Origin of the sequence: Akkermansia sp. UBA7090 (genome assembly GCF_002493465.1) — a bacterium.
GTDB classification, from domain to species: Bacteria; Verrucomicrobiota; Verrucomicrobiia; order Verrucomicrobiales; family Akkermansiaceae; genus Akkermansia; species Akkermansia muciniphila_A.
On the sequence record NZ_DKYW01000007.1, the window covers coordinates 105,000 to 128,365 of the forward strand.

Here is a 23,366-nt window from a genome sequence, read left to right on the forward strand (position 1 = left end):
CGCTATTGGGTCTTTTGTTGGCTCCTTTGGTCGATGTTTGGGCAGAATCATTAATTCGACTACAATAATCGATATGTCCACCAACTCCTGCGCGTGCAGCGCATCTACTGACAAATTCGTCTATTCTTTCGGCGGAGGGTCCGCCGACGGCAATGGCAGCATGAAAAATCTTTTGGGCGGCAAGGGCGCCAACCTTGCGGAAATGGCCCGCATCGGCCTTCCTGTCCCTCCCGGATTCACCATCACTACGGAGGTTTGCACTTACTACTACGATCACGGCTGCACTTATCCCGCCCAGCTTGACGCGCAGGTCAAGGAAGGCATTGCCAAAATGGAACAGATCCTGGGACGCAAGTTCGGCGATACGGAAGCTATGCCCCTGCTGGTGGCCGTGCGTTCCGGCGCCCGTGAATCCATGCCCGGCATGATGGACACGATTTTGAACCTCGGCCTGAATGAAAAATCCGTGGAAGCCATGGTGAAGGCTACGAACAATCCCCGCTTCGCCTGGGACTGCTACCGCCGCTTCGTGCAGATGTACGGCGACGTGGTGCTGGGTGTGCAGAAAACCCCGGATGAAGACCACGAACCCTTTGAAACCGCCATCGCCGCCATCAAGAAAGAACGCTTCGGCAGCGAGGATGTGGAAGACACCAAGCTTTCCGCCGATGACCTGAAGGAACTTGTCTCCCGCTTCAAGGCTCTGGTGCTGGAACGCACCGGCCATGAATTCCCGGAATGCCCCTGGGAACAGCTTCAGGGAGCCATTGGCGCCGTGTTCGGTTCCTGGAACAATGACCGCGCCATCGTGTACCGCCAGAAATACGGCATTCCGTCCGAATGGGGCACCGCCGTCAACGTGCAGGCCATGGTCTTCGGCAACACGGGTGAGGAATCCGGTTCCGGCGTGGCGTTCACCCGCAACCCCGCCTCCGGCGAAAACGAATTCTATGGCGAATTCCTGATGAACGCCCAGGGTGAAGACGTCGTGGCCGGTGTGCGTACGCCCGCCCCCGTTGCTGCCCTTCATGAAGTGATGCCCGCCGCCTTCAATGAACTGGTGCGCATTCGCGAAGTGCTGGAAAACCACTTCCATGACATGCAGGACTTTGAATTCACCATCCAGGACCGCACCGTCTACATGCTCCAGACCCGCAACGGGAAGCGCACCGGCGTGGCCGCTTTCCGCATTGCCTGCGAAATGGTGGAACAGGGCCTGATTGACTGGAAAACCGCCGTGCGCCGCATTCCTGCGGACCAGGTGGACCAGCTGCTGACCCCCATCTTTGACCGTGAAGCCATCAAGAGCGCCAAGGTGCTGACCCGCGGTCTTCCCGCCGGGCCCGGCGCCGCCACCGGACGCATCTACCTGAACGCGGAACGCTGCGTGGAAGCCGCGGACAGAGGTGAAAAGGTTCTGCTGGTCCGTCTGGAAACCTCTCCGGAAGACCTGCGCGGCATGATTGCCGCTGAAGGCATCCTGACCGCCCGCGGCGGCGTTTCCTCCCATGCCGCCCTCGTTGCCCGCCAGATGGGCAAAGTCTGCGTTTGCGGCGCAGATGAAATCATTGTGGACTACAACAACCGCACCGTTTCCGTTGGCGACGTAACCGTCAGCGAAGGTGACTACCTCTCCATTGACGGAACGAGCGGCCTGGTATACGCCGGCAAGGTGGAAACTTCCCCCTCTGAAATCATCCAGGTTCTGATCTCCAAGACCATGAAGCCGGAAGACAGCCGCACCTACCAGAACTTCGCCAAGCTCATGCAGTGGTGCGACGACTGCACCAAAATGAAAGTGCGCACCAATGCGGACTCTCCCAAGCAGACGGAAACCGCTATCGCCTTCGGTGCCACCGGCATCGGCCTCTGCCGCACGGAACACATGTTCTTTGAAGGGGACCGGATCGACTTCGTCCGTGAAATGATCCTTTCCACCAAGAAGAGCGACCGCGTAGCCGCCGTTTCCAAGCTCCTTCCCTACCAGAAGGGGGACTTCAAGGGCATCTTCAAGGCGCTCAAGGGTCTGCCGGGCACCATCCGCCTTCTGGACCCGCCCCTGCACGAATTCCTTCCCCAGACGAAAGAACAGCAGCTTGACCTGGCCCAGAAAATCGGCATGCCTGTGGAAGTCATCATGCGCCGCGTGTCCGAACTCCATGAGTTCAACCCGATGCTCGGCCACCGCGGCTGCCGTCTCGGCATCGCCTATCCGGAAATCACGGAAATGCAGGCCCGCGCCATCTTTGAAGCCGCTGTGGAAGTCTCCCAGGAAGAAGGCTTTGCCGTGGTGCCTGAAATCATGGTTCCCCTGGTGGCCTTCAAGAAGGAGCTGGACATCCAGAAAGCCATCATTGACAAGGTGGCCCAGCAGGTATTTGAGGAAAAAGGCGCCAAAGTGGACTACCTCGTCGGCACCATGATTGAAATCCCGCGCGCCGCCGTTACGGCTGACGAAATCGCGGAAACCGCCCAATTCTTCTCCTTCGGCACCAATGACCTGACCCAGACGGGCCTGGGCATGAGCCGCGACGACTCCGGCTCCTTCCTGCCGCAGTACCAGGAACTGGAAATCATCAAGAAGAACGTCTTCGCTTCCATTGACCAGAACGGCGTCGGCAAGCTGATGAAGATTGCCGTGGAACTCGGCCGCTCCACCCGCCCGGACATCAAGTTGGGCATCTGCGGCGAACACGGCGGCGACCCCGCTTCCGTCAAGTTCTGCAACACGCTGGGCCTGACTTACGTGAGCTGCTCTCCCTACCGTGTCCCGACCGCCCGTCTGGCCGCGGCCCAGGCAGCTCTGGAACAGGAATAAACCTTTTTGTTAAGGGTTAATAGACAGCCCGTGGTTCTTCGGAACCACGGGCTTTTTAGCGGATGGAATAGCCTTGGCGGATATGGCTTGAACCTGCGGGCCGATTGTTCCATGCGCGCGGGTGGACATACCTTCACAGTTCTCGCCTTTCCCGGAGGCCGCCAATTTCAATTCCGGCGTTTTTTATGCCGGAACCATGCTTTCTGGATATTCGAGCATAGGGTTCGGCTTGATGGTTCAAGTATTGATGGTAAAGGCTGAAGAAAAATTACCAACAGTTCTTGCAATCCGGTGCGCTGCCGGATATTCCATAGTTGGGAATAAACGCCATAGAATCCATTCCGGCTGTTTATTCCGGACAATGAAAACATGGTTTATTATCCTGCCAGCGCTCGCTTCAGCATTTTCCGGTATTCTTCCGCCGGCACTTCATAGGTTCCGAATTTCAGCAGATGCGGCGTAGTCCACTGGGTATCCAGAAAAAGGAACTGGTGCGCCCGCAGGTATTGCACCAGGGCCACCAGGGCAATCTTGCTGGCGTCCGTTTTCCGGTGGAACATGCTTTCCCCGAAAAAAGCTTTTCCCAGGGCTACTCCGTACAGGCCTCCCTGCAGCCCTTCCTCGTCCCAACATTCCACACTGTGGGCGAAGCCCATCTCGTGAAGCTTGCCGTATGCTTCTTCAATTTGCCCGTCTATCCATTGTTCTTCCGGCTGCTCCGTCCGGGCGCAGGCATGCACCACCTCCGGAAAAGCGGTATCCATCCGGAGTTCAAAAGGTTTTTTATTCAAAGCCCGTTTGAGGCCGTGAGGGATGTGGAAGCGGTTGTCCAGCGGAATCAGGGCGCGCGGGTCCGGTTCGTAAAAGGAGATTTCTCCCGTTTCCGGGTCCGCCATGGGAAAACACCCCTGGCAGTAGGCGGAGAGGACAAGTTCCGGCGTTAATCTGTCATTCATCTGATATGGTCCAGCAGTTTGCCCAGGGCGGGGGAGTTCAGCGCCTTGCGGTCCGGAGATGCCATGGGCAGCCCGTGGATTTTGTCCAGCGGCACGAATTCCTCTCCTTCCCTGAGGAGAGGCGTATCCGTCACATGGTGGATGTAGCGGGTCACCCTGTAGCGGGTAATGCTGTAGGTCTGTTTCAGGACATGGGGCAGGGAAAGGGTGTGGTCGTCCTCCCTCTGGGGGAAGCGGTACATGCCGGCATGGCGCTTGCCTTCCGGGCATTTGGCCAGCAGGACGGATTTGCCGCGGATGTAAAGAATGTCGTGGTGCTCCACCCGGGTGACTTGCGGCTTGGGATTTTTGACGGGAAGCGTTTCCGGCCGTTCCGCGGAGCAGAAGGGGCGCACGGGGCACAGCAGGCAGTCCGGAGAACTGATGCTGCAGCAGGTTTGCCCCAGTTCCATGATGGCTGAATTGAATTCACGGGCATGTTCCGGGTCCACCAGGCTTTCCGCGCGGCTCCACAGGTATTTTTGGCCTTCCGTGGAATCCACGGGAACGGAATAATTGTCAATGCGGGCCAGGACGCGCGCGACATTGGCGTCTACAATGGGAGCCGCCTTGTTGAAGGCGAAGGAGAGGAGGGCTCCCGACGTATAGGGGCCGATGCCCGGCAGGCGTTTCAACCCTTCCGCGTTGTCCGGGAACCGTCCTCCGAACTTGTTGACGATTTCCCTGGCGATGGCCTGGAGGGAACGCACGCGGCGGTAATAGCCCAGTCCTTCCCAGGAGCGCAGGGCCGTCTGTTCGTCCACGGCGGCCAGATGCGCCGGAGTGGGGAACTGGCGCATCCATCTGTCATATCTTCCCAGAACGGTGGGAATGGTCGTCTGCTGCAGCATCAGCTCGGAAACCAGGATGTGCCACGGATCCGTTGTCCGCCTCCACGGGTAGTCTTTCCCTTCGCGCCTGAACCATTCTACCAGCGCGTTCCGGAAAGCATGGACGTTAAAATGGGGGGTGGCGTCAGTCATGCTTTTGTTCAAGAGCCCGGCGCATGGCGGAAATATCCGGCTTGATGCCGAACCAGCGTTCAAAGGAGAGGGCCCCCTGGTGAACCAGCATGGAAAGGCCGTTGGAAACTCTGGCGCCCTGAAAGCGGGCTTCCATCTGGAAGGCATCGTCATGCGTCTGTAAATCGTAAACCAGATGGTGGGCGGAAAGCAGTGCAGGGGGGACGGGGGAAGGGTCCGTAGGCTTCAGGCCGAGGGAGGTGGCGTTGACGATCAGATCCGCATCCTCCACGGCGGCATTGAAACGGGGCGTATTGTTCTGGTGGGCCGCCAGTCGGTCGGAGGCTCCTTCCAGCCTGTGTTCGTCAATGAAAAAGGAACTCAGCCTGTTTTTAAGCTCCTGAAGCTTTTCTTCCGATCTTCCGGCCAGCGTCAGCCGTTCACAGCGCTGCATGGCGCAGGTGTAGGCCAGGGCAAGCCCGGCTCCGCCGCAGGAGCCCAGAAGGGCCACTTTCAAATCGCGCAAATCCACGGAAAATTCTTCCCGGATGGCGCGGGCGAAACCCGGGCCGTCCGTATTGAAGCCGGAGACGGAACCGTCCTTTTGAAAGACGAGCGTATTGACGGATCCGGTGGCGCGGGAAAGGGCGTCCGTGTCGTTGCACAGGGAACAGGCCGCCTGCTTGTGGGGCACCGTCACGTTGGCCCCCGTGAATCCCCTTTCCCTGAGAAGCCGCACCACTTCTCCGAATTCTTCCGGAGCGGCCTGGATGCGGATATACCGGGCGCGAATGCCCGCCGCGTCCAGCGCGGCCTGCTGCATGGCGGGGGATTTGGAATGGGCAATGGGGAAACCGATTACGGCCAGTCTGGCGGGAACGGTTTCCCCGGCGTCAAACGGATGTCCTTCATCCAGAAGGTCAGCCAGAGTATAGTAGGGTTTCATGGAAAATAAAGGTGTGGCTTCAGGCGCATGCGGCGGACTATGAATGAAATGCTGCCGGATTTCAAGGCAAACGCCTATCATTCCTTTTCCCCGCGCGGAGGTTTCCGTTCGCTTTTTCCGGAAAGTTCATGCTGGACGGGGGCCGGGAAGGCCGGAAAATCGTCTCTCCCGGAAAAAATACCTTTTCCGTAAATTCACCAGGCGGAACCCGGCAGCAGCCGGATTCCGCCCGGAAAGAGCAAGTCTGGAATGATCTGGTTACCGTTTATTCCCCGCAGCCGCCGTCCTTGTATCCGCAGGAGCGGCAGGATTTGCATTTGCCGTCCTGGACATAGGCCAGGGAGTGGCACTGCGGGCAGAGGGAGGCGCCGTTGAGCATCGTTCCTTCCGGAACCTTTCCGGCGGGAATTTCCGGCAGGGCCGGAGTAGCGGGATGCGCCGGAGCGGTGATGATGCGGGGGGGCAGCACGCTTACCGTCGTATCTGGAGCCTGGCCCGGAAGGCTGACGATGGGGATGGAGAATACGTCCCGCAGGCGGTAGCCGTTGCTTTCCGGGAAAAGCCACGCAAGAATCTTGGCAATCAAATCCACCACGGAAGCGCAGGAGCGGATTTCTGTGCAGGTGTCCGCCTCCGTATCGTCCCCCACGCGGCAGAACCCGGAGGGCTCGAAGGAGTAATTGCGGAAACCCTTGACCACTTCCTTGAGAGGCACGCCGAACTGAAGGGCGGTGGAGAGGAGCTTGCAGTAAGCTTCAAACATGCCGGAGGCGAAGGAGCCGACTTGTCCCAGGCGTCCGAAAACTTCCCCGCAGGTGCCGTCCGCATAGACGCCTACCGTCAGGTAGCCCGTCAGCTGGCCGCCTACGGAGAATTTGACGGTCTGGCCCAGGCGGCGGCCGGGCAGCTTGCGCTGGCGCGGCTTGGATGCCTCCGCGATGATTTCGTCAATGGCGTCTGAGCCGGCATTCACCAGCTGTTCCCAGACGTGGTTGGCCTTGAACATGCGCGTTTCCGGGGTATCCACCACGTAAACGGCATTCGCCTTGGAGCCGGCGCGGAAGATGGCGATGCACTTCACGCCCAGTTCGTGGGACATGATGAGGGAATCGTAAATATCCTGCACGCCGGCGGAGACGGGCATGTTGACCGTCTTGGAGCACGCGCCGGAGATGAAGGGCTGGAGGGCGCCCAGCATCAGCACATGGCCGGCGGGGGAAATGGCACGGATGCCGTTGCCGTTGGTGGCGGCGCAGTCAAAGACCGGCAGGTCCTTCTTATTCAGCCACGGTATGGATTCAATATGGGCGGCTCCGTTGACTACGGCGAGTTCATCCGCCGTCAGCACGGCCATGTTGGCCGGGTTGCTGATATAGGCCACTTTTTCCTGAATTTCACTGCGGGATTCCGTGCCGGAGAGCAGGCGGCGCCACGCGAGGCGCACGGGGCCGGCCTGGTCATTGCAGGGGTCCACAATGAGCTGGTTCACGACGGAATCCATATTCCCCTGGAACGCGGAAATCAGGCCGTCCAGGCCCGCCACTTCCAGAGCGGCTTCATTGACGAAGTCTTCCGGGTAACCCAGGGAGCGGAGGCCTTCCAGGGCCAGGCGGTTGAACATCTTCAGGGAGCCTCCGCCCGCCAGCTGCTTCCATTTCACCAGCGTGTAATCCGGCTCAATGGAAGTGGTGCCTTCATCATAGCAGCCAAGCGGGGCGGAAATGGTGCCCGTGGGCGCCATCACGGAAACAAACGCGTTGCGGTGCGCCGTGGCCTTGATCACCTTCGCCCACATGTCGGAAGCGGCTTCCGCCAGTTTGGCCGCGGGGGCGATGCGCTCCCTGTTCATCATGGTAGGGGCCTTGAAGCTCTTGAGGTAGGCATGCAGGGCATAGGAGGCGGTGAGCCCCTGCGCTTCCGGTAGGATCCCTCCGGCATTGGCGATGATGTTCTCAATCAGGTCGTCCAGCGTCTTGGAATCCTTCTGAGAGGGCAGGGCGCTTGCCAGTTTCTGGGCTGCGTTGTGCAGGCGCAGCACGGCGAGCAGGTCTTTCTTGCTGGCGGGGTATTCCACGTAGGAGCCCAGTTCCGCGCCCATTTCCGCGGAGGCCGTCCAGCAGGCCGCCGTCAGGGCGCTGCAAAGCTGGGAGGCAATCCAGCGGCCTTCGTCGGAATCGTAAGGCACGCCCAGGGCCATCAGGGAGCCGCCCACGTTGGCGAAGCCGATGCCTGTGGTGCGGTACTTGTAGGTGCCCTCCGCGATTTCTTCAATCGGGAAGCCGCCGCGTTCCACATTCAGGTCCGCGCAGACCATGGCCAGGCGGGCGGCGTGGGTCAGGGCGTCCGCATCAAAAACGGGCTTGCCGTCCTCTCCCTTGATCAGGAAGCGGTAGGCGTTGAAGGAGGAAAGGTTGCAGCTCGTATTGTTCAGGAAGACGTATTCCGAGCAGGGATTGGACGTAGTGATGGTGCCGATGGACTTGACGGGGTTCCACAGGTTGATTACGTCGTTATTGTGCACGCCGGGTTCCCCGTTGTCCCAGATGGACTGGGCCATGGCTTCCAGAAGTTCCTGGGCGCGGAATGTCTGTTCAATGTGGGCTGGATTCGTGACCCAGCGCGTGTAGGTATTGCCGTTATTGGCGAGCGCCTGCCAGAAATCCCCCTTCAGGGAAACGGAATGGTTCGCGTTCTGGTGGGAGAGCGTTTCCCCGTACAGCAGGGCATCCATGTGCGGGTCAAAACTGTTCCGGGTGGCCAGGGGCAGGGAAAGAATGACGCGGGCGGCAGCCTTTTCCGCCGGAGTGCCGGCAACCAGCTTGGTCTCCGCAATCTGCTTGAGCTCCACGTGCACGTTGTGTTCGCGCAGGATAACCTTGGCGATGTCTTCCTGGCGGTTCTTCGTATTGATGAATTCGAAAATATCCGGATGGTCGCTGAACATCAGGACCATGCGTGCGGCGCGGCGCGTCTTGCCTCCGGATTTGATGGCGCCGGCCATGCGGTCCCAGCCGCGGTCGAAGGAGATGGGGCCGGAGGACCGGCCCTTGCCGCTGATGGGCTCCTTGGAGGACCGGAGGGTGGACAGGTTGATGCCCACGCCGGAACCGGACGCGAAAATACGGCCTTCCGTCGTCAGGTGGTCCAGAATATCCTCCATGCTGTCTCCCACTTCCGTCAGGAAACAGGCGGAACACTGGGGATATTCATACGTGGACTGGACCGTGAAGGTTTTCAGATTGTTCTTGGTCCCCTTGGTATGGTAAGCTTTGTTGCCGTGGCCTGTATAGCTTTCCCTCAGGTCCGGGCGTCCCCAGCGCCACTGCTCCCAGTGGCCGATGTTGAACCAGACGGGGGAATTGGGCGCCCATATCTGCTGTACCAGCATGGCCTTGATTTCCTCATTGAAAATTTCCGCGTCTTCCAGCGTGGCGAAGTAACCTTCTTCCCATCCCCATACGGTATAGGTATTGGAAATGCGGTCGTAAATATTGCGGAAGCTGTCTTCATATTCCAGGGAGCCGGGTTCGCTGCCGAAAAGGTATTTGTCCGCCGTGATTTTGACGGCGTTGTCATCCCAGTGGGCGGGAGCTTCCAGACCCAGACGCTCGTAAATGGTCTTGCCGGTTTTCCAATCCATAATGCGGACGTCGCGGCGCGTCCAGTCCACTTCATCATAGGGGTGGACTTCATTGTGTGAAAATCTTCTGGTGAATTTCAAACCGCCCAGCAGGTCTTTCCTCTGGGGGAGGATGATTTCCTGGCCTGTGCGCAGTTTGAGTATGGTTTGCGAGTTGTCTGTGGTCATTGGCTTGCGAAGTAGAAAGATTTGGGAACAATCCCGTAAGGCTTGCGCTTCGTCGTGGGGCGGCGGCGCGTAGCGTGTGCATTATCTACTGAAAAATAATCCTGATGAAAAGGAAATATTGTACAGTATTTTTTTATATACGCTATATATTGTGTTGTTTGTCCTGTTTTCTAGAAAAAATTCTCCTGTCTTGCGTGATTTTTTCTGTCTTCCGCATGCTTCTTTTTTTGTTTGGCGAAGGGGGGGCGGCTGGGCGTTTTGGCTCTCCCCCGGAAACGGGCTTTTCATGAAAAACCCTGGTAATAAGAGTACATTAACGGCGCCGGGAAAGCGGAAGAACACAGTCTTTCTGCAAATACGCAACAATGGATGCCGATTGTTGCTAATGAGTAAATGATGCTGGTTTGTGGCGGAAAAAGCCCTCCGATGCCCCTCAGTTTGTTTTTACCTGTCATATGCCATGGGGCCATCTTTCCGCTTCTCAGGCAGAGAGACGTCTAGGCGGAATCCCGGAGCCCGTTTCCAAGGGCATGAAGCGACCAATTCCGGAGTTTGGAACGAATGTTTCCTGCCGTGGACGTTGCTGGTTAAAGGGAGGGCTGAAGGCTGCCCTTTGTTGTTCAGGGGAAAGGGCGGGTACGGAAAGGGCCTGTCCTCCCTCCCCTAAATGGACTTGATGAACGGGCTGCAGCGCGTTAATCTAACGGCCATGAGATTGGCTACCCTGATCTGGCTGGCCGGCATTGCATGTTGCGTGCCGGGCATGGCCGCCGAACCCCAGCAGAAGGAACAGACCGCCGCGGAAAAAGCGGATCGCCCCCGCCAGCAGGAGATATCCTTTCAATGCATCGCTCCGGTTCCCGGCTTGCCCGTTCCCATGGATTTGACGCAGGCGGACGGAATCCGGCTGAACGCGCTTGACGTTACTGTTTCCCTGAAGCAGCACCAGGCTTTCCTGATTTACACCTGCGCGCTGGATATCCCCAGGGGAATCAGGGGGAAAACCATTTCCGTAGGCGTGCCGTTCCAGTACGAACCGCCTGATGAACAGGCCAATGCCGCCAGGCAGGAACCCATACGCAGCCTCCCTTTTACGAAAGCGGTGCAGGACGTCGTCACATCCGTGGATGATCTGAAATGTGATTTTTCCCTGGTGGAGGGGCGGCATCTACAGGCGGACGCTCCCTCCATGTTTCCCATTGCCGGCATAACTCACTGGCTGGTGGCCCAGGTTCCCAACAAGGCGGGAATCCATGTTCTTGTCTTCCAGTTCTCCGTTCCTTATACGCAGGACGTTGCCATTACGCCGGAACCGAAGGTCCACATGGGGGAACCGCGCCTGACGCTGCTTACCTCTCCGGTAATGACCTGGACGGGGGGCACCCCCAGGGCGGTGGTCAATGTGTACAGCTCGGAGATGACCAACCAGTCCGTCAAGCTGGATCCCTCTGCGGATGCCAAATCCATTGTGACGACGCCCAAAGGCGTTTATACCTGGTCTCTGCTGGGAGCGGACGGCAGGCCTTACGCTCCCTCCTTGGTGCTTACTCCGGGCCCCGGTTGGGTGCTGGACAAGGATGGGCGGATTACCGTCCGCGGAGAAAAAGGCGTTTTGACGGACCAGTACGATGTAACGGCCAGCTCCACCCTGGACAGGGACCCTTACGGGGCTCCATGTTCACCGGACAACCTGAAAAAAAGTTCCGGCTATTGGGCGGAAAGCGTTTCCGGGGACGGCCAGGGGGAAACCCTGGAAATCAAGCTCAGGAAACCCGGCCGGCTGCTGGGAATCATGCTGGAGACCGGCATTTCCCCGGTGACCGACCCGGAAAAGGATTCGGAAGCCCGGAGGCACCCGAATATTGCCTACTCCATGTTCAGCCGCCCCAAAGGCATTCAGGTGACGCTGAACGGAACTTATACTTTTGACGCCACGCTGCGGGATGACTGGACTCCGCAGATCGTCGTGCCTCCTTATTACAGGCAGCCTGTGCACACCATCAAAATCAGGATTAATTCCATTTATCGCGGAACAGGGACATCGGACACCTACATCGGCATCCTCAAGCCGATTATACAATAAAGAACTTTCCGGGGCTCTTTTTTTCCGGAAACGGGCGGGCCGTTTTGCGGGGATTCCGTCGGAAGCGGCGGGGCAGGGAAGAAAGATTCCCTTTCAATGGCGGAACAGGGAACTGCCCGTGCGGCCCTTGGGATAACGGCGGAAGGGGAGCGTGAGCAGATACATCAGCGCCAGCGCCGGAACCTGCATCCACAGCAGGTACCAGGGCCATGGCCCGAGAAAGTCCAGCACGGACCCTCCGGCGGGAGTGGCCACGGTAAACCCGTAATTGGTTCCCAGGAGCATGTTGACGGGATGAATGGCCACCAGGTACGCATTCGCCAGCAAAAAAGCCCACAGGAAATCCCATCGCGCCGGTTTCCATTTCAGAGCCAGAGGCAGGTAGAGCGCCGTGATGACTGTCACGCCGTGGGACAGGAAAAAGGCAAAATACGTCCATGAGGGGAAATCATGGGCCACGGAAGGAGTCACCAGCCCCTGGAGGGTGGCGCACAGCACGCAGTAATAGGCCACGGAGCGCAGCCGCCGGGAGGGTATCCACAGGCTCAGGGCGCACACCACCTGCATGACGGAGCAGAAATGCAGGGGGAGCATCCATGTCCAGTTCTTTTCCGGTTCATCGGCCAGCATGGCGGCCAGGTCGGGAACCAGGCTGAACAGGCAGGCCGCCCCCAGCCAGAAGGTAGTGCGGTTTCTGACGGTTTTCTTGTAGGACTGCCCCAGCTCCAGGATGCAGGTTCCCGCCGCCAGGAGTGCGGCCAGGGCCGCCCAGTGGGAAACACCTGCGAATTCCAGTGGAGGGACGCCATTCATGCAACCTTCACCATAACAGAAAGAGGGGGGAGAGGGCAACGCAGAAAAGCGGGATGGGTTTCAGACTTGCAAATTCGCCTTCTCCGGGCATACTTGCCTGCGGATGAAACAGGGCTTGTTCATATTGGTCTGCGGTTTGCTGGCGGCCGGTCTGACCGGGTGCGACGATTCCAGTGAACGTCGCGCCCGTTATGCGGAAAAAAAGCCCGCTCCGCGCCCTCTGGAAAGGACGTTTGACCCTCCCAAAAAAGTCCTCCCGCCCGCAAAACCCAAGAAAAAGGCCCCCGTATGGATGGATTACAAGGGAGAGGACATGCGGCAGCTTACGGAACTTTCCGGCCGCAAGGTGCTTCTTGTTTTTTACGCTTCGTGGAGCCGCCCGGCCATGGATTACGTCCAGGCGGTAAAATCTTATGCCGAATCGCAGGACGGCAAGGCGTTTGCCGTGCTGATTGATGCGGACGCCTATCCGGACATAGCCCGCAAATATGGCCTGGAAGCCGTTCCTCTAACGGTTCTGTATCTGGAAGGAATGAAGCTGAAGGATATGGTTGGCGGCATTACTGCGCCGCGCCTGAACGAACTGATTGAGCAGACGATACGGGTGCAATAACAGGGATTGACTGCGGCAGCCTCTGCGCGGTGCGGAGGACGGTGGATTCCCTGTAGATGAACCTTCTGTTTGTTGTGCTTTTTTGCTCCGTACCTGTAAGGACTTCCCTTTCCCCCGGAGAATTCCGTTGCCAGGAGGCATGGATTTTAGGTGAACGCTGAAAAACCTGGGCGGCAAGCCGGTAAAACCGGAACAGGGAAAGGACGGCGTCATTTTCCTGTGTTTCTATGACGGCCGTTCCGCCCGCCACAGTATGTGAAGAGAGACGGCCCTTCCTTCATTCGGAATTTGGAAGGAAACGGGGAATGGCGTTCCTCTTCCGGGAAAGGGCTGCTTTTCTTGCCGCATGAAAAAGCCGGTTCACGGGAACGTGAACCGGCGCGGAAAAAAGAGTTGATAAATACTGAAAAAATCAGGCTCCCAGGTTGAACGCCTTATGCACTACCCGGGCCGCTTCCTCAATATCGGATTCGTCCACCATCACGGCAATCTTGATTTCCGAGGTGGAAATCATGCCGATCTTGATATTGGCGTCCGCCAGGGCCTTGAAAGCGGTGGCTCCCACGCCTGAATGGGAACGCATGCCGATGCCGACCAGGGAAAGCTTGGCCAGTCCCGCTTCCGTTTCCACCTTGACGGTGGAGCCGAGGGCGGCCATAACCGGTTTGAGGGCGGCCTGGGCGCGGCCCAGTTCGTTGGAGGGCATCGTAAAGGACTGGCGGACATAGCCGTCATGGGCAGTATTGGCCAGAATCATATCCAGGTTGATTTCCGCTTCTGCCAGGGCGCCCAGTATCTGGGCCGTGTAGCCGATCTGGTCCGGAATGCCGGTAATGGTAACGCGGGCCTGGTTGCGGTCAATGGAAATGCCGCGGATGACGACGGCTTCCATGGAGGGGGTTTCTTCTTGCACGATTGTACCGGGGTTGTTGTTCATGGAGTTGCGAACTTCAAAGACGACGCCGAATTTTTTGGCGAATTCCACGGAACGCGACTGCATCACCTTGGACCCGTTGGAAGCCATTTCCAGCATTTCGTCATATGAAAGAGTTTGTATTTTCTTGGCGTCCTTGACCACGCGGGGGTCACAGGTATAGACGCCGTCCACATCTGTGAAAATCTGGCACACGTCCGCTTTCAGGGCGGCCGCGATGGCGATGGCGGAGAGATCGGAACCGCCGCGGCCCAGCGTCTGGACCATTCCTTCTTCCGTAACCCCCTGGAAGCCGGCGCAGATCAGGATGTTGCCTTCCAGCAGGTACTTGTTCATCAGCGTTGGGTCAATGTTGTGGATGCGCCCCCGCGTGTGGCTGCCGAAGGTGGTGATCCCGGCCTGCGCCCCCGTGAAGGACACGGCTTTTTCCCCCAGTTCATGCAGAGCCATGCAGAGCAGGGCGATGGACTGCTGTTCGCCGGTGGCCATCAGCACGTCAAGTTCGCGTTCGCAAGGGGTTTCAGACAATTCCTTGGCAAGGCCAATCAGCTTGTCCGTCACGCCGCTCATGGCGGAAACGACGGCGACCACCTGGTTGCCTTCCCTGGCGGTTTCATGGATGCGGCGCGCTACATTGCGGATGCGGTCAATGGTGCCGACGGAGCTGCCCCCGAATTTTTGAACGATAAGAGCCATGTAACAGGATGATATGTAGGTTAGGATTGAGGAAGAAGATGTTCTATGCGCAGGACGCGGGGTTCCGCCGCCACGCAGGAAATGCGGGTTATTTCCTCCAGCGCCTTCTGAAGCTGGCCCCACGGGCAGGAGTGGAGGATGAAAACGAGGTCGTTCCAGGGGGCTCCGCCCTCATCAATATGGCTGGGGAGGGAAGAGGTGGCGGAAATGCCGATGCCGAAGGTGGCCAGAATGCGGGCTATTTCCGCAATGACGCCCGGCTGGTCCACCACCTGGAAGCGGACGTAATACGGAGTGACCGTATCATTAATGTGCATGATCCCGCAGGCCTTGGCATAGGGATTGAAGCCCGTATGGTATTCCGGATAGCGGCTTTCCCGCATGGCAGTGATGACGTCGCTGATGACGGCGGAGGCTGTGGGGTTCTTGCCCGCTCCGCGGCCGTAAAACAGCGTTTCCCCCACAATATCCCCGTTGACGGAAATGGCGTTGAACACGCCGTTCACGGAAGCCAGGATGTGCCAGTCATGGACAAAACAGGGCTGGACGCGCAGTTCCAGGGCGTCTTCCTGCCCCTCATGATACCGGATGACGACAAGGAGCTTGATGGTATAGCCCAGTTTTTTGGCAAACTCGAAATCCCGGCTGGTGATATTCTCAATGCCTCTGACGTAAATTTTATCCGGGGAAATGGTTGTCCCGTAAGCCAGCATCGTCAGGATGAGCGCCTTGTGGGCGGCATCCCAGCCATTGACGTCCAGGGAAGGGTCTTCTTCCGCGAAGCCCAGCTTCTGGGCCTGGGCCAGGGCGTCCGCGTAATCGGCCCCGTGTTCCCCCATGGCGGAAAGAATATAGTTGGACGTTCCGTTAATAATGCCCACAATGGAATTGATGTGGTTGCAAATCAGGGAATTCTGCAAGCTCTGGATAATGGGGATGCCGCCGCCGGCAGACGCTTCGAAATAAATGGGGGTGCCCATTTCCGCGGAGAGCTTGAAAATCTCCGCTCCGTACTCGGCCAGAAGAGCTTTGTTCCCCGTAACGACGGGCTTGCCGGCCCGGAGGGCCAGCGTCACCAGGTCGTAAGCCTGGCGCGTCCCTCCAATCAGCTCAATAATGATGTCTATTTCCGGGTCATTGACCAAATCCTGCCAATCGTCCGTCAGAAGTTCCCGGGGAACGACGGTTTCCCTGGGCTTTTCCAGGTTGCGCACGGCGATGCGCTTGAGCCTGAAAGGAATCTTGCTCCGGGCTTCCAGAAGGGCGTGATTGCGGCACAGCGTTTCATAAACGCCGGAACCGACCGTTCCCAGCCCGGCGAGCCCCAGTTGTATAGGTTTTTCCGTCATTCCTGCCGGGGGATTATGCAAAAAAATCCCTGTAACGCAAGAGCTTTTACCGTCCCGGAATGCCGTATGCGAGCCGTTCATGGAGTACCTCTCTTTCCAGCCTTCTCCTTCACCACCGCATGCTTCATGCGCGGCAGTACGGCTGTTGGATTTTCAAGAATTTTGCGCAGATGATGGGAAATGGCGTTCAAGCGCGCTCCGGGAGAGGATGAATCCTGAAAAAGGCAACAAAAAACCCTCCTTCAAGGAGGGTTGGATTGGCAGCCCCACCAGGACTCGAACCTAGAAATACTGAACCAAAATCAGGTGTGTTACCAATTACACTATGGGGCTGTCTGCTCAGGCATTTCTGCCGTTGCGGGGCGTAGTAAACCACACGGGGCGCAGTCTGGCAAGAGAAAAATGCCCTGTCTCCCTTGTTTGAAGGTCAATGCCCCGGCTTGATGACGCGTGTATAGCTCAACCGTTTGAACATCAGCATGGGTATGGCTACGCCGATGACCAGGGAAAAGATGATGAAGAAGGCGGTGATGCCGTTTTTGCAGATGTCCACGATCAGCCGGTTCATGACGGCCGCGTCCTGGTTCTCCTGCATGAACTGCATCAGGGCCAGAATGGTCTTATAGGCGTACACGCCGGGAATCATGGGAAGCAGGGAAGGGAAAGCGAATATTTCCGCCGGGCATTTTACCAGCTTGGCCGTCATGACGCCCAGCATGCCTATGGTGAAGGCGGCAATGAAGGTGGCGCTGGAAATGTCAATGGTCCAGGAATGCTGCATGTAAAAGCGGAAAGCGTGGCCGACGGCCGCCAGAACGGCGGAAACGGCAATGGCGCGCTTGGGCGGATTGGAGATGACGGCAAATCCCGTGGCGGCGATGGCTGCCATCAGCCCGTCTAGAAGGATGGATGAAATAAAATCCGGATTCATAAGCTGTTTACCCCGACGATGAGCATGGTTGCGGAAAGGCCGATGGCGATGCAGACGATCATCATGATGGAGTGGACGCCGCGGGAAATGCCCATCAGGATGTGGCCGTGCATCAGGTCCATAATGGAGTTGATCATCTGGACGCCGGGCACCAGGAACAGGACGCTGGTTGCTAGGGCGATCTGCGGTGTGGAGCCTATCTGGAAAAGGACGGCGCACGCGGCCGCCATGGAAGCGGTGAAGGCGGAAAGGATGATGACCCCCAGCGGATTGTATTTCAGCCGGGTAAGCTGCTGCTTGGCCAGAAAGCCCAGCATGGTGGCGGCGAACACGGTCAGCATGGCCCACAGGTCTCCGTTAAACAGGCGGCAGAAGGCGGCGTTGCCCACGCTGACCAGGAGCAGGTCCGTCCAGCGGGAAAATCTTTTGGTGCGCACCATGGAGCGGAATGCCTGTTCCATTTCCGCAATGCTGACGTTGTTGTCCACCGGGAGCCAGCTCAATTCACTGAGCTGCTGGATCAGGTTCAGGTTGAACGCCAGAGGTTTCAGTTTCCGGACGGAGGTGCGGCGCAGCGTCTCGTCATTCTTGCAGATCAGGCTCATGGTGATATTGCGCTGGAAAATGGTCATGTCCGCGCTGTATCCATACGCGGCGGCAATGCGGGAAATATTGCGCACGGCGCGGTTGGTATGCACTCCCGCGCCCATGAGGGTGGTGGCGTATTCCAGCAGGAATTCCGAAAGGGCCTGTATCTGGTCGGTATGCTGCATCAAAGGGAAAGGGGAGGTCAGGGCCGGGAGGCCCGCTTTCTGGAGGCGTAATCCTCCTGCTGGTCTTCCCCGGTGACGCCCACGGAGAAATAAGTGCTTTCCGGATGGGAGAAGACGAGGGCGCAGACGGAAGAAACGGGCTGCATCATCCATGTTTCCGTCAGGCTCATGCCCGCTTCCTCCCGGGCGTGGAGCAGGGTGAAGACGGTTTCCTTTTCCTGGTGGTCCGGCTGGCTGGGGTACCCGCAGGCGGGACGCACGCCGGACCCTTCCGGAATATTCCACAAAAGGCGCAGCTTATCATGGGCGATGGCTGCGAAGGCCTCCACCAGGCGGTCCGCCAGAGAGCTGACCAGCAGGGCGCGGTAGGAGTCGTTTCTGGCTTCCCATTCCTTTGCCCAGCGGCGGGAGCCGTGGATGCTGACCGCCATGGCCCCTACGTAATCCCTGACGCCTTCGGGAGCGATGAAGTCCGCCAGCGCCAGCCGGGGTTTCCCCTGTTTGTCCAGTTGCTGGCGCTGCGTCAGCAGCGTAGCCAGGGGAATGGTTCTGGATTCATCAGCCCAGACGGTGATGTCGTCATGACTGGCCGTTGAATTGGCCGGGAAAATGCCTATGACGCCGCGCGCCTGGTAGCGGTTTTCCTTCACGGCCTGTTCCAGCAGGCGGAGGGCGTCCTGGTACAGAGCCGCGGCCGCCTCAGCCTTGGACGGGTCCTTGGTGCGGAACTCCCGGCGGGCGCGGTCCCATGTGCCGTGCAGCTCCCAGGCGTGGAAAAAAGGCGTCCAGTCCATGCGCTCGATAAGCTCCTGAATAGTTACGTAATAACGCGGATCGTCACTGCAGCAGCCGCAGCTTACGGAGCTGTGCAGGCTGCCGATGGAAACCGGGCCCAGACGGGCGGGAACGGGGGGGAGATAGCCGCCTTCCGCCCCCTTCCACCGCAATTCCCTGGCTTTTTCCAGGGGCAGGAGGTCGCGGACTGGTTTGTTTTCATGATTGTTGCGCAATTCTTCCTGCCGGGCCTTCACGGCGGCAATGTAGGAATCCTTTTTTTCTCCCACCAAGGAGGCGGCTGCGGGCACCACCTGGGAGGCATCCTCCGTATGCACCACGGCTCCTTGATAATGGGGGGCTATTTTCAGGGCCGTGTGCAGGGCAGATGTCGTAGCTCCCCCCACCATCAGGGGAATGGTCATCCCCCGGCGTTCCATTTCCGCGGCTACATGGGACATCTCCTCCAGAGAGGGGGTGATCAGCCCGGAAAGCATCACCAGGTCCGCCTGTTCCGCTTCCGCCCGGTCCAGAATGGTATCGCAATGGACCATGACGCCCAGGTCAATCATTTCAAAACCATTGCAGCCCAACACCACGCCGACGATATTCTTGCCGATGTCATGCACGTCCCCCTTCACGGTGGCGATCACGGCTTTTCCCGCCTTGGCGGCACCTTTGCTGTCCGCTTCTATATAGGGGGTGAGCCAGGCTACAGCCTGTTTCATGACGCGGGCGCTTTTCACCACCTGCGGCAGGAACATTTTGCCGTCCCCAAACAGTTGCCCCACAACCTTCATGCCGGCCATCAGAGGGCCTTCAATCACGTTCAGCGGGGACCCCAGTTCCTGAAAGGCCTCCTCCGTATCCGCGTCAACAAATTCGGTAATGCCCTTGATAAGAGAATATTCCAGGCGTTTGGAGACGTCCTGTTCCCTCCAGGCCAGTACGGTTTTTTTCTCCTTTCCGTCTCCGGTTTTTTCCGCAGCCAGTTTTTCCGCGTAGTCCGTCAGGCGTTCCGTGGCGTCCGTCCTCCGGTTCAGCAGAACGTCTTCAATCAGCTCCAGCCTGTCCTTGGGAATATTGTCGTACACCTCCAGCATCCCGGCATTCACGATGCACATGTCCAGCCCCTGCTGCGTAGCGTGGTACAGGAAAGCGGAATGCATGGCTTCCCGCACCGGGTTGTTGCCGCGGAAGGCAAAGGAGACATTGGAAATGCCGCCGGAAATGTGGACATGCGGCAGGTTCCGGGAAATCCAGCCTGCGGCCTTGAAGAAATCAAGAGCGTAATCGGCGTGTTCCGCAATGCCGGTGCCTACGGTCAGGACGTTCGGGTCAAAAATGATGTCTTCCGCAGGAAACTGCACCCGGTTTACCAGCAAGTCATAGGCTCGTCTGGAGATGCGGACGCGATCCTCGTAATTGGCGGCCTGTCCCTGTTCGTCAAACGCCATGACCACGACCGCCGCGCCGTACTTCTTAATCAGCGCCGCTTTCTTCAGGAATTCTGCTTCCCCCTCCTTCAGGGAGATGGAATTCACGATTCCCTTGCCCTGCATGCATTGGAGCCCCGCTTCCAGCACTTCCCATTTGGAGGAATCCACCATGAAAGGAACGCGGGCGATATCCGGCTCTGCGGAAACAAGGTTCAGGAAGCGGATCATGGCCTGAGGCCCGTCGATCAGGCCGTCGTCAAAACAGAAATCCAATACCAGCGCGCCATTTTCCACCTGCTGCCGGGCAATGGATACCGCTTCCTCGTAGTTTCCTTCACGAATCAGGCGGGCGAATTTGGGAGAGCCCGCCACGTTGCAGCGTTCCCCGACAAAGAGGGTGTTTTTTTCCCGCGTGTGGTTATACGCTTCATATCCGGACAGGCGAAGCGCAGGCGTTTGGGGAACCGGAACGCGCGGAGGCATTCCTTCCACGGCAGCCGCAATGGCGCCGATGTGCTCCGGAGTGGTTCCGCAGCAGCCGCCCACGATGTTCAGCAGGCCCTGGTCCGCGTATTCCTTCATGAACCGGGCCATGTCCGCCGGCAGAAGGTCGTAGCCGGTAGGGCTGAGCGGGTTGGGAAGCCCGGCATTCGCGTAAACGGACATGTGGCAATCCGCCAGTCCGGACAGTTCTTCCGCAAAGGGGCGCATCAGGTCCGGCCCCAGGGCGCAATTGATGCCTACGGAGAAGGGGCTCACGTGGCGGATGGAATTCCAGAATGCTTCAATCGTCTGGCCGGACAGCGTGCGTCCGGCTTTGTCCGTCAGCGTGACGGACACCATGACCGGAACAGAGCTTTCCGGTTGTTCCTCAAAAATTTCTTCAATGGCGAACAGGGCAGCCTTGGCGTTCAGCGTGTCGAAAATCGTCTCCACCAGCAGCATGTCCACTCCCCCTTCCAGCAAAGCCAGCGCCTGATCCCGGTACGCCTGCCTGAGCTGGCGGAAATTCACGGCGCGGAAGCCGGGATCATTCACGTCGGGGGACAGGGAACAGGTGACGGGCATGGGGCCGATGGAGCCGGCCACCAGACGGGGCTTGCCGTCTGCGGCTTCCGCTTCGTCGCACGCCTGCCGGGCGAGCGCGGCAGCAGACAGGTTCAATTCCCGGACAAGGGCTTTCAGTTCAGGGGCGTTCACCACCTCCTGGAAATACTGCTGGTTCTTGTGGCTGCCTTCTTCCGGACGGCGCCAGAAATAATCATGCTGGCCGATGCTGGTGGCTCCGAATGTGCAGGTTTCCAGAATATCCGCCCGTCCCGTGTCCAGAAAGCGGCGGTGAATATCCAGAATAATATCCGGCCTGGTCAGAACCAGAAGGTCGTTATTATTCTTTAAATCGTTGGGATAGCGTGCCGCATCCGCGAAACGTTCTCCGCGGTAATCCTTCTCTTCCAGTCTGAATTTTTGGATATTGGTGCCCATGGCGCCATCCAGGATGACAACCCTTTTACGTAACTGGTCTTTCAGGTAATCAAGGCGTTCTGTTCTGGATGATCTGCTCATATGGCGCGGAAAATCTACCGCCCGCCCGTCATTGGAACAAGGACAATTGTCGTCACGTTTTCCTCGTTCCGTTCCGGGGAAATGGTTTCAAGGAGGTGGAAAAGACATGGCGATGATTTACGGAAAGTAAAAAACGCCTGTGAAAAATCGTATGTTTCGTTCTGGATTTTTCGATGGCATAAGAAGCGTTCCCTGTTTTCTTCCCCTTCCATGCAGTCTTTCCTGTTTCATGTTTTTTCTGAAAAAAAGAATGCGGATTCTGAAAAAAGAGGGAAGAGGTGTGAATAAAATGATAATAACAGGTGTATAACTGGACGGCCGTTGCTATTCCAATAACGGGAAAGTCATTCATGCCGGATAGCGGAGCAGGGAATGAAAGTGTACTTTCCCAGTAAAATGATTTGTTGGCAGGCGTTCTTAGCTACACTTGATGAATAAAAATCCCCTCAAAAATGAAGAACGGATTGCCTGAGATTGGAGATCATGGATAAAAATCAAAACAGACTGAATATTAGACCTCTGAATTTCGGATGAAGAATCTTTGGTTATGACATCCCTTTCGAATGGGATGTCATGATTTTTTCTAACAACCTGTGAAATAATGTTAGATTTGACTGCCTGATTAAAAATCCATATATTCTTAATATTATCAAATTATCTCTTTTATGAAAAAGACTATATTTCTGGCTCTTGCGCTGTGGGGAATTTCTTGTTCACAGGCTTCCCAGCTCCTTGCCTCTTGGGATGCATTCACAGAAAGCGGCGCTTCCACCACAGGCGGACTCTTCGTAGAACTTGACAAATTCGGGACAGGCCCCTCTATTGAAAACGGATCCCTGATTCTGGCAGATTCCTCTCAAAGGGCATGGATCGATATCTCTTCCTTATATATTTCCCTGTCCAAGGCTTCCTATTCCTTTGTAATGGACGTTTCCGGCCTTCAGCTTGGAAATGGCCCCGTGTTCTCCCTGGGCTTTGGAGCATACAACACGCAAACGACGGCCTTCGGTTTTTCCACCACCACCAACACCTGGGCTTTTTCCAATAATGGAAATAACATGAATGTTTCCGGGGAAAGCGGCTCCGTTTCCGACATCTATTCCGGCACGCTCACCGTCAATTTCCTGGCGGAAGACGGCTCTACCTATGTGGAGGCATTCCTTGGAGACACGGCATTAGTCAATAAAACGGAAATCAACTATGAAAAGTCAGTTCTCTATTTGAACGGTCTCACCTTGGGAGGCTGGGCCAGCACATCCGGCAACGGCTGTTCCATGACCATCGGTTCCCTTTCCATCAGCCAGATTCCGGAACCGGCGACATCCTCTCTGGCGTTCCTGGGACTGGGAGGCCTTCTGGCAAGGCGCCGCAGACATTAATGTCTGCTTGTTTTTACCTCCCCCGGCAACATCTGGAAAGGTGGCAAACGCTGCTGCTTCTCTCCAGCAGCCCTGGTCGATTAAAAGCGCTGTTTCTTCCGTCTGTTGAAACTTTCCCGCGTTCCCGTATTTTTTCCCGTATATTCAACATCATTTATACGGTCAGATGGTTACGAGATACTGAATATATCCCCACTCCCTTTCAGAATATTTTATTGATTTTCTATGTTTTTTATAGAATGAATTTGCTGAATATCAACAGATGGAGTCTTTTGAAAATCTCGCGGCAGGATTATTCTACATCATTTTTTATTTTTTAATCGTACTGAAAATGATTTCAAACTTGCTTTCTTCTGAAAAAAGGAGTCGTCGTGCGGCTCTTTTCACGTGAAAACGCTTATCTCTTGGCTCTTTGGGACAGGTGGCGTTTTATTCGAAATCACTCATTCAGGTATTCTCCTCGTAACACGGATTTAGAATCCGCAGT

The 23,366-nt window shown here is 57.3% G+C and carries 14 protein-coding genes and 1 tRNA gene; 4 read left to right on the forward strand and 11 right to left on the reverse strand.

Going from position 1 to position 23,366, the window contains the following annotated elements; all coding sequences use genetic code 11:
- Window positions 1–73 precede the first annotated feature (73 nt).
- Window positions 74–2,818: a pyruvate, phosphate dikinase gene (ppdK, locus tag B3075_RS02150; RefSeq protein WP_094137005.1), complete on the forward strand. Its 2,745-nt coding sequence runs from the start codon at window positions 74–76 to the stop codon at window positions 2,816–2,818.
- Window positions 2,819–3,195: 377 nt separating this feature from the next.
- Here the strand turns inward: ppdK and aat are convergent, their stop codons facing one another.
- The 4 genes from aat to B3075_RS02170 form a co-directional block, all read right to left on the reverse strand.
- Entirely contained in the window at window positions 3,196–3,774 is a 579-nt protein-coding gene (gene aat, locus B3075_RS02155) for a leucyl/phenylalanyl-tRNA--protein transferase (RefSeq protein ID WP_102732614.1), read from the reverse strand.
- On the reverse strand, window positions 3,771–4,796 hold the full coding sequence (locus B3075_RS02160) for an A/G-specific adenine glycosylase (protein WP_164917478.1): 1,026 nt from the start codon (window positions 4,794–4,796) through the stop codon (window positions 3,771–3,773). The genes aat and B3075_RS02160 overlap by 4 nt, the downstream gene beginning before the upstream one ends.
- Complete coding sequence (locus B3075_RS02165; protein WP_022197385.1) at window positions 4,789–5,721, reverse strand: shikimate dehydrogenase family protein; 933 nt, start codon at window positions 5,719–5,721, stop codon at window positions 4,789–4,791. Before B3075_RS02165 ends, B3075_RS02160 begins: the two co-directional genes overlap by 8 nt.
- A gap of 265 nt (window positions 5,722–5,986) precedes the next feature.
- Complete coding sequence (locus tag B3075_RS02170; RefSeq protein WP_288927050.1) at window positions 5,987–9,529, reverse strand: adenosylcobalamin-dependent ribonucleoside-diphosphate reductase; 3,543 nt, start codon at window positions 9,527–9,529, stop codon at window positions 5,987–5,989.
- Window positions 9,530–10,238: 709 nt separating this feature from the next.
- On the opposite strand from B3075_RS02170, the gene B3075_RS02175 reads away from it, so the two are divergent.
- Window positions 10,239–11,612: an NADase-type glycan-binding domain-containing protein gene (locus B3075_RS02175; protein WP_290488647.1), complete on the forward strand. Its 1,374-nt coding sequence runs from the start codon at window positions 10,239–10,241 to the stop codon at window positions 11,610–11,612.
- 93 nt (window positions 11,613–11,705) lie between these two features.
- Here the strand turns inward: B3075_RS02175 and B3075_RS02180 are convergent, their stop codons facing one another.
- Entirely contained in the window at window positions 11,706–12,425 is a 720-nt protein-coding gene (locus B3075_RS02180) for a TIGR02206 family membrane protein (protein WP_290488648.1), read from the reverse strand.
- Between the two features lie 103 nt (window positions 12,426–12,528).
- Between B3075_RS02180 and B3075_RS02185 the strand changes: the two genes are divergently transcribed.
- A complete protein-coding gene (locus tag B3075_RS02185; protein WP_022196954.1) occupies window positions 12,529–13,038 on the forward strand; it encodes a thioredoxin family protein in 510 nt (169 codons plus the stop codon).
- A 412-nt stretch (window positions 13,039–13,450) separates the two neighbouring features.
- Here B3075_RS02185 and B3075_RS02190 read toward each other — a convergent pair whose 3' ends face one another.
- The 6 genes from B3075_RS02190 to metH all read right to left on the reverse strand — a co-directional run bounded on the left by B3075_RS02190 (window position 13,451) and on the right by metH (window position 21,500).
- Window positions 13,451–14,668, reverse strand: coding sequence for an aspartate kinase (locus B3075_RS02190; RefSeq protein ID WP_290488649.1), 1,218 nt, complete (start codon window positions 14,666–14,668; stop codon window positions 13,451–13,453).
- Window positions 14,669–14,688: 20 nt separating this feature from the next.
- Window positions 14,689–16,017: a homoserine dehydrogenase gene (locus B3075_RS02195; protein WP_290488650.1), complete on the reverse strand. Its 1,329-nt coding sequence runs from the start codon at window positions 16,015–16,017 to the stop codon at window positions 14,689–14,691.
- 258 nt (window positions 16,018–16,275) lie between these two features.
- Window positions 16,276–16,350 (reverse strand) — tRNA-Gln (locus tag B3075_RS02200).
- Between the two features lie 94 nt (window positions 16,351–16,444).
- On the reverse strand, window positions 16,445–16,948 hold the full coding sequence (locus B3075_RS02205) for a threonine/serine exporter family protein (protein WP_094137012.1): 504 nt from the start codon (window positions 16,946–16,948) through the stop codon (window positions 16,445–16,447).
- Window positions 16,945–17,721, reverse strand: a complete 777-nt coding sequence (locus B3075_RS02210) for a threonine/serine ThrE exporter family protein (protein ID WP_290488766.1) — start codon at window positions 17,719–17,721, stop codon at window positions 16,945–16,947. Before B3075_RS02210 ends, B3075_RS02205 begins: the two co-directional genes overlap by 4 nt.
- A 17-nt stretch (window positions 17,722–17,738) precedes the next feature.
- Window positions 17,739–21,500, reverse strand: a complete 3,762-nt coding sequence (metH, locus tag B3075_RS02215; RefSeq protein WP_290488651.1) for a methionine synthase — start codon at window positions 21,498–21,500, stop codon at window positions 17,739–17,741.
- A gap of 665 nt (window positions 21,501–22,165) precedes the next feature.
- Between metH and B3075_RS02220 the strand changes: the two genes are divergently transcribed.
- A complete protein-coding gene (locus tag B3075_RS02220) occupies window positions 22,166–22,879 on the forward strand; it encodes a PEP-CTERM sorting domain-containing protein (RefSeq protein ID WP_290488652.1) in 714 nt (237 codons plus the stop codon).
- Window positions 22,880–23,366: the final 487 nt, after the last annotated feature.